6 protein-coding genes are annotated in these 11,412 nt (G+C 66.4%); 1 reads left to right on the top strand and 5 read right to left on the bottom strand.

The window, feature by feature from the left end:
- A partial coding sequence (locus AC1DYP_RS12600; RefSeq protein ID WP_477046618.1) for a calcium-binding protein occupies positions 1-3,683 on the bottom strand: 3,683 nt, incomplete at its 3' end.
- A gap of 471 nt (positions 3,684-4,154) precedes the next feature.
- Between AC1DYP_RS12600 and AC1DYP_RS12595 the strand changes: the two genes are divergently transcribed.
- A complete protein-coding gene (locus AC1DYP_RS12595; protein ID WP_477046617.1) occupies positions 4,155-5,387 on the top strand; it encodes a hypothetical protein in 1,233 nt (410 codons plus the stop codon).
- 479 nt (positions 5,388-5,866) lie between these two features.
- On the opposite strand, the gene AC1DYP_RS12590 is transcribed toward AC1DYP_RS12595, so the two are convergent.
- The 4 genes from AC1DYP_RS12590 to AC1DYP_RS12575 all read right to left on the bottom strand — a co-directional run bounded on the left by AC1DYP_RS12590 (position 5,867) and on the right by AC1DYP_RS12575 (position 11,382).
- Positions 5,867-6,310 (bottom strand): hypothetical protein, encoded by a 444-nt coding sequence (locus AC1DYP_RS12590; protein WP_477046616.1) that lies wholly within the window; start codon positions 6,308-6,310, stop codon positions 5,867-5,869.
- Between the two features lie 59 nt (positions 6,311-6,369).
- The gene (locus AC1DYP_RS12585; RefSeq protein WP_477046615.1) at positions 6,370-7,764 is read right to left on the bottom strand and encodes an HlyD family type I secretion periplasmic adaptor subunit; all 1,395 of its coding nucleotides are present in this window, start codon (positions 7,762-7,764) and stop codon (positions 6,370-6,372) included.
- Positions 7,761-9,893 (bottom strand): type I secretion system permease/ATPase, encoded by a 2,133-nt coding sequence (locus AC1DYP_RS12580; protein WP_477046614.1) that lies wholly within the window; start codon positions 9,891-9,893, stop codon positions 7,761-7,763. The genes AC1DYP_RS12585 and AC1DYP_RS12580 overlap by 4 nt, the downstream gene beginning before the upstream one ends.
- Before the next feature lie 133 nt (positions 9,894-10,026).
- Complete coding sequence (locus AC1DYP_RS12575) at positions 10,027-11,382, bottom strand: hypothetical protein (protein WP_477046613.1); 1,356 nt, start codon at positions 11,380-11,382, stop codon at positions 10,027-10,029.
- Between the last annotated feature and the right edge of the window lie 30 nt (positions 11,383-11,412).

The following is an 11,412-nucleotide window of genomic DNA, read 5'->3' as shown; positions in this document are numbered from 1 at the left end:
GCCTTGTCCAGCACCCCGTCGGCGTTGGTGTCCCAGGTGCGCAGGCCTTCCAGGTCGCTGGTCGCGCCCGGCTTGTCCTGCACGAACGAGATTTCCGACAGCGTGTTGATCGCCCCGTCGCCGTTGCGGTCGACCGCCAGGAAGCCGTCCGTGGGCCCCACCCAGCCGATCTTCGACAGCCCGCCCTGGGCGGTCCTGACCACCACGTTGGAGCTCTCCACCGCCGACAGGTTCAGCCCGTCGCCGTCCAGGTCCAGAGCGATCGGGGAGTAGTTGCTGTAGTTGTAGTAGGCCTGCGGGGTCCAGGCGATGTCCAGCTTGCGCAGGTCGATCGAGGTCCCGCCGGCGATCACGTATTCGATCGTGTTGGTGTACGAGAAGCCCGTGGCTTGACCGTACTGGTCGGTCTCGACCCACTTCACCCCGCCGTTCCAGATCTGGACGTGGTCGGGAACCCAATAGGCCGTCTGGGTGGCGTCTAGAGGGTTCTTGGCCCCGATATAGAGGTGGTCGCCGACCACCTGATAGATGACGTCCTCGGCCGCCACCGTGGGACCGAACACCAGGGAGTCCTCGCCGCCGGCGTCGTTGATGCTGTCGAGGCCGTCGCCGCGGTCGTAGGCGAACTGGTCGTCGCCGCCCGAGGTGGTGATCACGTCGTTGCCCAGGCCGGCGATGATGACGTTGCCCTTGTCCTCCCAGGCCCCGCCCGAACCGGTGATGTTGTCGTCGCCGTTATAGGCCAAGATCAGGTCGCGCCGCCCAGACCAGCCGTTGACGGCCTCGCTGTAGTCGCTGGCCGCCGGCGCGTACTCGATGCCGTCCAGATCCAGCTGCCCCGCGCCGTTCAGGTCCAGGGTCTTGATCTTGCTGCTGTTGAGGTTGGCGAAGTTGGCCGCGACGCGGAACTGGGCGTTGTCGCCGCGAATGCCCACGTCCAGCCAGCCGCCCGACCCGCCCGCCGTGCCCATCCACAGGTCCGAGAACTTCACGTTCTCGCCGAACGACAGCACGTTCCAGCCGGTGTTGTCCTCGGTGACCGTGTCGTAGCCGTCGCCGCGGTTCAACACATAGGTGTCGGCGCCCGCCGCCCCGGCCAGATAGTCCGATCCCCGTCCGCCCACGAAGGTTTGGTCGCCGTCGCCGCCGTACAGGTAATCGGTGAAAGCGGTGCCGACGACACCCTCGATGTTATTGTATCGATCACCCGCGGCCATGCCGCTATAGCCGTTGCCGTCATACTGGAAGGTCGGCGTATAGGAGCTGAGGACCAGATAGACGCCCTCGGCGGCTTCCGAATAGTCGATGAAATCCTTGCCCTCGCCGCCATTGTAGAAGCTGGACCCGCCCACCGTCGCCACGAACCAGTCGTCGCCGCCCAGGCCCTCGATGCTGTCGCCCCACTGGTGGCCCTTCAACTGGTCGGCGAACTGACTGCCGCGAATGGCCAGCAGATTGACCAGGGTGTCGCCATCGGCGTCGCCTCCCGAGGCTCGTCCGGCCCCCAGATCGACATAGACGCCCGCGGACGAATGCTCGTAGCTGACCGTGTTCCAACCCGTGCCGCCATCCATGTAGTCGGCGCCGGCGCCGCCTTCGAGGATGTCGTTGCCGTCGCGCCCGAACAGCTGGTCGTCGCCGGCGAGCCCCCTGAGCACGTTGTCCCCGACAGTGCCGTAGAGCCGGTCATTGAAGTTCGAGCCCGTGCCGTTCTCGACATTGACCAGACCGATGGAGCTGTAGAACCTGCCCGTCACGGCGTCGTTGACGATCGCCGCCCGGCTGGCGGGATTACCGGCCGTGGCGTCGGGGTGCCCGTTCCAATCCGGCGGCCGGTAGTCGAGGTCGAACGTCACGCCGCTGGTCATCCGCTCGGCGCTGAGCGTGTCCTTGCCGGAGGCGTCGCTGGCGAAGTTGAAGGTCCCGCCCACGAACCAGTTGAACGTATAGTCGGCCGAGATCAGGTAGGTGTCGTCGCCATCCTCGCCCTGGGTGGTGTCGCCGCCCGTTCCGCCGACGATCGTGTCGGCGCCGGCTCCGCCCAGGATCGAGTCGGCGTCGTCGCCGCCCGAGAGATAGTCGTCGCCGTTCTCGCCGTAGAGGGTGTCTCCGCCTGCCCCGCCGATCAGTACGTCGTTCTGGTCGCCGCCGAGCAAGGCGTCATTGCCCGCCCCGCCGTCCAGCCAATCCCAGCCGGACCGGCCGATGAGCGTGTCGCTGCCCGCCCCACCGACGAAGATGTCATCGCCGCCGTCGCGCGTCTCCCAAGTGGAGGTGTCGATCCACTCGTAGTCCCAACCGTTGTACTGATAGTAACCGCTCTCGACATATTCCTGGTGACTGTCGTCGATCGTCACGCCGCCGATCGCCAGGCGCTGATCGATCAGGTCGTTGCCTGAAGTGGCCCCGCCGGGCGCGCGCACGCCGTAGCCGACCAGGGACAGGTCCTCGATCCGCAGCGCCTCGCCCTTGGTCGTCCAGTCTGGAAGGATGTTGGCGATGGTTCGCGATACGGGATGGGTGAAGAAGGCATAGGGCGTGGTCTGGCCGGTTGAGGACAGTCGCAGCATCTCGCGGCGGAAAGCCGTCCCCGTGGGCGCGGTGGCGGTCACGGACAGCTTGTTATAGGTGGCGATATCGCCCTGGGAACTGCCGGATTCCTGCGCGCCCCCAACGACTGCGGAGTTGCCCAGCCAATTGGAGTTGGCGTCATAAAAGGCCACGTAGAGCTGGGCCAAGCCGCGATGCTGCGCGGCCATGACCGACGTCTCATAAGTCTCACCTCCCTTGGAGGCGATCATGGCCGAGGCGTGATCGATATATCCGGTGGGCGAGCTCTCGGGGATCACCGTCCACAGCACGTCGTTGCCGTTGCCCGACCAGCCCGCGAGATTGACGCCGTGCTGGGGCGTCGCGACCTGCCAACTGGACATCGACCAACTGGCCAAGTCCTGGAAACGCGCATCCACGATGTCGTTCGGAACGGTCCGGGACGTCGGCTGCGTGAAGAAGGCGAAGGGATCGCCGCCGCCGGTCGAGGCGAGACGCAGCACGACTCGCCGATACGCCGTACCGGTCGGGGCCGTCGTCGCGCCGGTGAGCAGGCCATAGGAGGCCAAGTCTCCCTGACTGGAACCGCCCTCGGTCGCCGCGCCGTTCAGGATGCCGTAGCTGATGAAATTGCGGTTGGCGTCGTAGAACTCAACAAAGGCGCTGGCCTGGCCACGATGTTGCGCGGCTCGGACCGATGTCTCGTAAGTCTCCCCGGCCCGGCTGGCGATCCAGTCCGATCGCGTGTCGATCAGGGACGCCCCAGCAGTGGTCGCGCCCGGCATGTGAACCCAGTAGCTGTCGTTGCCGCCGCCGGACCAGCCGGGCATGTCCACGCCGCGCACCGGATTGGCGACGTTCCATGTCGCCATGTCCCAGCCGGCGATGCCGCCCTGGAAGCGCGCGTTGAGCACGTCGTTGTCGCTGGCGCCGTCCATCGCCTGGGGAAGGATCGAGAACACCCCATCGGTGGTCTGGCCGCGCGCCTGGATCTCGGCCGCGTTGCCCTGGGCGCTGATCCTGACGTTCTCGAACGCCGTGCCGTGGCCGGTGAGGTCGAAGCTGGAGAGGAAGCCTTGCAGGCCGCCGTGGAAGTCAGATGTGGCCCACTTGTCCAGACCCAGTTCGTTCACGCGCTGGAAGGTCTGGACCCAACCCGCCGTCAGCGCCGAATTCGGGTTGGCGGCAATGATCTCATTGTATTCACGCCAGTCACTTCGATACTTTTTGTAATCTTGCGCGACTTGAAGCTCATTGAAGAGATTGGCGACGTTCGTCGCCTGCGTGGCGAATATCGCGCGCTTAGAAAAGATGTCGCCACCGACGATCTTCGTGCCCTTGATGGCCCACAACACGCCCTTGTCGACCGCTGCGGTCGCGTCAGAAACGTTGATCTCGCCGCCGCCCCCCAAACGGACGTAGATTTGGCCGCCTCTGTGCCCGTAAACTTGCGTCGGGGAATAGGAGTTAGAGACGTAGCTCGTCTTCTCCTGACCGACCACGACGCTGATCAACCCATTTAGGGTGTCCCGAGCCGCGGTGGCCATGGAAGTGACAAGGTCACGACTGCCTCCGTTGGCGACGGAGATCGTTCCGAGTTCATAGTGCGCGTAAGGAAGCTGAAGGACGGTTTCCCCAGAGGCCGTCGGCGTCTTGGGTTTCTTTCTTCCAAACAGATTCCCGATGAAGGTCCCAAGAACCGTGCCGAAGAACGCACCGACGGGTCCTGCGAGCCAGCCCAGCCCGCCCAGCAGCTTCCCGGCCACAATCGCACCGACAGTGCTGCCCAGCGACCCCAGAACGGCGCCAGCTTGGGTCTGGGCCGACACGACCAGACTACCCAGCTTGTTACCGAAGAACGACCCGACGGCACCACCCAACCCAGAGAACACGCTGGTCGCCCCGGAGGAGATCACGCCCGTGGACTGAAGCGCCATCGAGATGGTGTTGCTGATGGCCGTATTGAGGACGACGCTGCCAAGCTGAGCGCCGAACCCGCTGACGCCCAATTTATTCATCAGCGAATTCGTCAACTGCGAGCTGACGACTTGAATGCCGACGTCGCGAAAAGACGCGCCGAGTTGCTGCCCGAACGACTGAGCGACCCCGTCGCCGATCAGCCCCTGGATATTGGCAAAGTCGAAATCGAGCCATTGACCGAAACTGGCGCCGATCGCTCCCGCCAGCGTGCCCGCCGCCACCTGGGCGAAAGGGTCGTCGCCCCCGAGCAGGACGCCGATGCTGCTGCCCAGTTTCGCGCCGATTTCCCGTCCAAGATTGAGACGAGGCAAGAGTGGCGTGTTCAGATTAGTGGCCTGCTGTTCGGCCAGATCCGCCAATGGGCCGCTGACATGCCCGCTGCGCGCCGCCGCCATGGAAATCGTCGCACGCCCGTCAACGTTGCCGCCCTTCTCGGTGACGAGATAGGTTCTTCCATTGACCGTGGCGTAGGCGGCGCCGGTGCGGCCGATGGCAAACGTGTTGCTGATCCAATTCGATTGCGTGAGCGAGGTCTGGGTTCCAGAAAGCTTTGCCGAAGCCATCGCGCTGCGGACCAAGGCCGCGGACAGGTCGCTCGTTCCATGGCCGGCGAACGGGCTCCAGCCCGGATCGCCGTCGCCCAGCACCACCATGTTGGTCGCGAAACCCGCCGATCCCACGGCGTCCGTCGGCGTGACGTAGTTGACCCCGTTCAGATGGATGACACCGAAACTGCCGAGACTGAGAACCTGCCCTATCAGCCCAAACTCACCCGGAGCTTGGAAAATCGTCAGGCTGTTCGCGCTCGTATCGTAGCCGTTGGTCTGGAATACATCCCGAGCGATATAGCCGCCTAGAGACTGGCCGACTCCGTAGAACTGGGGGTTGGGTCCCAGCCCCTGCACCTGACCGCTCACCCACGCACTGATATTGTTGTGAATGCCGCTATAGGGTGAGCCCGGCAGCCAAGTTACGCCCAGCGCTAACTGGACATCAGCCCCCAGGGTATAGGCGGCATTCCAGAATCCATCATTTAGCTCAGTGCCGCTAAAAGCAAATCCCGTCTTATGCAGAACGTTATCATATACCTTTAGTGCATAGATGCCATTTATGTTCGGGCTTACAGATTGATATACAAATCTATCTTTAACAAGATCAATCATTAAGTCTTTATATGCAAATCCATCGAACGCTTTATCTAAAAATGCGCTATTCCACTGACCATTTACGGTCGGCGGAATGTCATACTTAAACCCGTAAGTTAGGGTTTCCAGTGCGTCCTTTGACAAGAGATCGTAGATATTCACGACGTCCGACATCTATCGCTCCCCAAAATTCATTTAAACTCACCAGCGGCGCGATCGCGTATATTTCCGCAACGCTCGCCAGCTCGAGCGTAGTCAGCCACGGCCAGCACATGCCCAGCCTTGGCAAGACGTCGGACAGCACGCCGGGCAGGCGGAAAACCGAGATAGGTGACGTCCTGGGAACCACCGACAGAAGCGTTGGGCTGACGCACCGTAACGCTGAGGACTCCGGATTCGGAGTAGAAGAACAACGCACACTGCGTATCCTGCGGCAGACTGCCGACGCCTAGTTCGAAACGACGGCCTAGTTCATATTGCTCCAGGCCATCCTGCCCACAACAGACGAAGTCTTGGAGCGGCGCCGTTTCAAGGGCCTTGGCCTCGCCAGGCAGGCCCTCAAGGGACGAGAACAGGTCGGCAGAGGCGTTCTCCACACCCCTGACACTCGTACAGCCGCTCAAAAGCGCGAGCATGAGGACAGGGATTGCCCCCAAAGCCAATGCGCGCCCCATCGCCTTTCGCTTCGCCCCCCTCACCGCTCTCTCCCCGCCTCGGAGACAGTCTTCGCCACTGGCGACCACAGAAAATCAATCACCCGGCGTTTCCCCGTCACGATCTCGACCGACGCGCTCATGCCAGCCGACAGCAAAGCTTGGCGTCCGTCAACCCTAAGTCGCGTTTGTGACAGCTTCACACGCACGGGAAAGACGAGTCCGCGCTTCTCGTCGACGATGGCGTCCGGCGAAACCTGCACGACTTCGCCCTCCAGCGTGCCGTAACGGGTGAACGGATAGGCCTCGAGCTTGATCACCGAGCGGTCGCCCACATGGACGAAGCCGATGTCGCGGCCCAGGACCAGGGCCTCGACCACCAGGGCCTCGCCGTCGGGCACGATGGTGACGATCGGCTTGCCGGTCTCGGCCACCTCGCCCAGCGTCGTCACCGACACCGCCTGGATGATCCCGCCCACCGGGGCTGTCAGGGTCTGCAGGCCGCGCTTCTGCTCGGCCTTGCGCAGGGCGTCGCCGCGGGTGGCGGCCAGGCCTTCGGCCTCGGCGCGCTCCTGGGCGGCCTGGCCGACGAACTGCTGCGTCAGCTCGGCGCCGTCGCGCGACAGCGAGGCGACCTGGGCGCGGGCCTCGTCCAGGCGGCCGCGCTGGGCGATCAGGTCCTGCTCGGCGGTGACCATGGCCTGCTCCTGCTGCAGCAGCTTCTGGCGGGCGCCGTAGCCCTTGGCCTCCAGCATCTTCTGGTCGTCCAGCTGGCGCTGCAGGATCGGCAGGGTGCGTTCCAGCTTGACGATCTCGGCCTGGGCCGAGCGGGCCGAGGCCTCGGCGCCGGCCCGGCGCTCCACCAGCGAGGCGCGCTTGGCCTCGTAGGCCTGGATGCGGGCCGAGACCACCTGGCGCTCGGCCTCGGCGGCGCTGCCCTCGGATCCGGGCGGGGCGATCACCGCCGCGCCGCCGCCGCGGCTGTAGCTGAGCAGTGCGTTGGCCCGGGCCAGGGTCAGGCCGGCGGTGGAGAGTTCGGTCGTGGCGCTCTCGGCGTCGGCGTCGGCCACCGTGGGGTCCAGGGCGATCAGCAACTGGCCTGGGCGCACGTGCTCGCCCTCGCGCACGGCGATGGCGCGGACCGTGCCGGGATCGGACGGCTCGACCGAGCGCAGGCGGCCGGTCGGCACCAGCCGTCCTTCGGCCACGGCCACGGTGTCGACCTTGGCCCAGCACGCCCAGACCAGGGTCCCGACGGCTCCGGCGATGATCGTCCAGGTGATGGCCCGGCCGATCGGCGAAGGCGGGGTCTCGGCGATCTCCAGGGCAGCGGGCAGGAACTGGGTTTCGATGCGGGCGCCGGCGCCGGTCCGGCGGCGGACGGTCTCGTCCTTCCAGGCCTGGACCAGGGCGCGGGCGTGGCCGAGCAGGCTCATTGGTCGGCTCCGTAGCCGTGCGTCTGGGCCCGCCAGAGCTGGGCGTAGCGACCGCCGGCCGCCATCAGGGTCTCATGGTCGCCGGTCTCGGTGATGGCGCCGTTCTCCATGGTGACGATGCGGTTGGCGATCCGGATGGCCGACAGCCGGTGGGCGATGATCATCACGGTCCGACCACGGACGATCTGGCGCATGTTCTTCTGCAGGATCGCCTCGCTCTCGGCGTCCAGGGCGCTGGTCGCCTCGTCGAGGATCAGCAGGCGCGGGTTGGTGATCAGGGCCCGGGCGATGGCGATGCGCTGGCGCTGGCCGCCGGAAAGGTTGGCCCCTCGCTCCTCCAGCACGGTGTCGTAGCCCTCGGGCAGTTCGAGGATGAACTCGTGGGCGCCGGCCATGCTCGCGGCGGCCATCACCGCCTTCATCGGCAGGGCCGGATCGGCCAGGGCGATGTTGTCGCGCACCGAGCGGTTGAACAGCAGGTTCTCCTGCAGCACCACGCCGACCTGCCGGCGCAGCCAGGCCGGATCGACCTGGGCCAGGTCCACCCCGTCGACCAGCACCCGGCCGCTCTCGGGCACATAGAGCCGCTGGACCAGCTTGGTCAGGGTGGACTTGCCCGAGCCGGAGGGACCGACGATGCCCAGCACCTCGCCGGGCTCGACCGACAGGCTGACGCGGCGCAGGGCTTCGCGTCCGCCGGGCTTGTAGCGGAAGGTCACGTCGTCGAAGGCGACGCGCCCTTCGATGCGCGGCAAGGCGGCGCGCGACGGCGAGAACTGGGCCTCGGTCGGGGTGTTGAGCACGTCGCCCAGGCGCGCGACGCCGACCCGGGCCTCCTGGAACTGCTGCCACAGGCCCGCCAGGCGCAGCACCGGTTCGGCGACCCGGCCCGCCAGCATGTTGAAGGCCACCAGTTCGCCGACCGTCATCTGGCCGCCCAGGGCCAGGCGCGCGCCGATATAGAGGATCAGCACGGTCGAGGCCTTGTTGATCAGCTGGATCGCCTGGCCGCCCCAGATGTTCAGCCGCGCGGCCTTGAAGCCGGCGGCGACATAGGCGGCCAGCAGGCGCTCCCAGCGGCTCTGCATCTGCGGCTCGACGGCCGAGGCCTTGAGCGTCTGCATGCCGGCGACGCTCTCGACCAGGAAGGCCTGGCTCTCGGCGCCGCGCTGGAACCGCTCCTCGATGCGCCGGCGCAACGGGCCGGTCAGCAAGCCGGCGACCAGGGCGTAGAGGACGATGGCGATCAGCACGATCAGCATCAGCCACGGCGAATAGAACCACATCACCACCAGGAAGATGACGGTGAACAGCAGGTCGATGACCAGGGTCACCGACGAGGAGGTCAGGAACTCGCGAATGGTGTCCAGCTCGCGCACCCGGGCGATGGTGTCGCCCACCCGCCGGCTCTCGAAATAGGCCATCGGCAGGGCCAGCAGGTGGCGGTAGAGCCGCGCGCCGAGCTCGACGTCGACCCGGCTGGTGGTGTGGGTGAACAGCGCCGCCCGCAGTCCGCCCAGCAGGGTCTCCATCACGATCACCGCGCCCAGGCCGATGGCCAGGACGTCCAGCGTGGTAAGGCCGCGATGCACCAGCACCTTGTCGATCACCACCTGGAAGATCAGCGGCGTGGCCAGGGCGAACAGCTGCAGGGTCAGCGACGCGGCGAGGACCTCGCCCAGCAGGCCGCGATAGCGGACCAGGGCGGGGATGAACCAGGTGACGTCGAACTTCGCGCCGCCGGGGATTTCGGAGCGGGTGGTGACCAGCACCGCCTCGCCAGCCCAGATGGCGGACAGGTCGCTCAGCGACAGGGTCTTGGGCGGCTGGCCGGGCCACTGGACCAGGGCCTCGCCGTCCTTGACCCGCGCCAGGATGAAGAAATCGCCGCCGCGTCCCCGGGCGATCGCCGGCAGCGGGGCGTCCTCCAGGCGGGACATCGGCAGGGACGCGAGCTTGGCCTTGGCGCCGAGTCGGCGAGCCAGACGCACAAGGTCGCCGGCTTCGGCCTTGCCGGCCTGGCCCAGGGCATGCCGAAGCTGCTGCGGATCGGCGCCGATCTGGTGAAAGCCCAGCAACAGAACCAGACACGCGAGGCCTTCATCGGCCTCGACTTGGTACTCACTCACACGCCGCCCCCGCAACTTACGGACGCAAAGTCGCGGAGCTGCAACATAATTGCAAGGGGGATGTCAGCTGAAATCTTTGCCGTCGTTCGGGGAGCGTGAGCGCCCCTTCGACGGCCTGGTTGACGTAAGGGAACTAGCGGGGGTAGCTGCGCTCGGCGAGCGGCCGGGGCGCGTAGTCGACCTGGAAGTGGCAGGCCTCGCCATAGGTGGCGACCGCCGCCTGGCAGCCAGCGGCCAGCGAGGCCGGCGACGGCTTTTCGCCCCGCTCGATCCAGGCGCTCATCGCCCGAAGCAGCGCGGCGTATTCCGGCGTGGCCAGCTTGCTGTGCTCATGCTCGTCGGTGAACGACTGGACCAGCAGGTCGCCGGCGCCGGCCTTGGCGACGGTGTCGTGGAACACCTGGTCCAGCTCCGCGAAGGCCGTGGGGTCGTCGATCGCGTGCATCGTCAGCGTCGGAACCGTCAGCTTGCCGGTCAGGTCGGCGTCGAAGGCCAGGCGGCGCACGCCCTCGGGGTCGGCCGCGAACCGCGTCACGCCCTTATTGAGCGCGGCGTCGTCGTCGGAGCCGGCATAGACGACGCCGACGTTGCTGAACGGATTGTGGCCGTCCAGGCGCTTGTTGACCATGTCGGCGAAGGTGAAGGTCGCCCAGCCCAGGTGGCTGTCCAACGTCCGTTCGGGAATGCGGGTCACGGCCAGGATGTTGTCGAGGTTGCGCTGCTGGGCAGGCGTGCGCTGGGCCTTGGGCAGGTTCACCCCGGTGCAGGCCTCCAGGCGCTCGTCCAACTGCTTGTTGGTCAGGGTCGAGCCGACCGGCTGGCCCTGCCATAGCGGATAGGCCAGCTCGTCGGGCCGGGGATGGTTCTGGCAATAGTACTGGTAGACGGCCCGCAGGTCGGCGCGGAAGTCGTACGACCGCGTGCCGCCGGCCAGCACCGCGCTGGTCAGGATGACCCCGTCATAGACCGGCTTGCCGTCGGCGCCCTTCCCATACAGCTCGGCCGTCTTGGCCGCGACGTTGCCGCCCCAGGACTGGCCGTGCAGGATCGTGCGCTTGGGCCGACCGAACTGGTCCCAGAAGATCCTGCGCAGGTTGTCGCTGTCCTGGGCGGCGCTGCGGACGCCGTAGCCCGCGCGTCGGTAGTTCGTGCCGGCCCAGGCGAAACCCTCCTTCACGGTGACTGAGAACCGCTCCAGGTCCTCCAGGGCGTCGTCGGGCTTGGGCGCCTTCAGGCGCGGCCCGCCGTGGGTGTGCACCACCAGCGCGCCGTTCCAGGCCTTGGGGATGACGATCCAGTAGTACGCGCCGTTGGCGTCCTGACCGGCGAAGCAGCGGGACTCGGCCGGCAGGTAGTCGGGACAGTCCTTGGCCGCTTGAGACGCCGTCTGGGCGACCGCCGGGGCCGGAGCCTGGGCGTGGGCGCAGCCGCCGGCCGTCAAGCCCAGGGCCGCGATGGCCATCCAAACCCGGCGAAGCGGCGAACCCATGGCGGCGTCTCTTGAAAGCGGATCGAAACT

The organism is Caulobacter sp. P1_D6, from assembly GCF_056406095.1.
The sequence above is the reverse complement of the archived record's forward strand: the minus strand, read 5'-3'. Positions and strand labels throughout refer to the sequence as shown.

What these genes read in the sequence shown, in the direction of transcription:
- AC1DYP_RS12585 (WP_477046615.1), bottom strand. Translation starts at nt 7,764, where the DNA reads ATGAGCCTGCTCGGCCACGCCCGCGCCCTGGTCCAGGCCTGGAAGGAC.
- AC1DYP_RS12590 (WP_477046616.1), bottom strand. Translation starts at nt 6,310, where the DNA reads ATGCTCGCGCTTTTGAGCGGCTGTACGAGTGTCAGGGGTGTGGAGAAC.
- AC1DYP_RS12575 (WP_477046613.1), bottom strand. Translation starts at nt 11,382, where the DNA reads ATGGGTTCGCCGCTTCGCCGGGTTTGGATGGCCATCGCGGCCCTGGGC.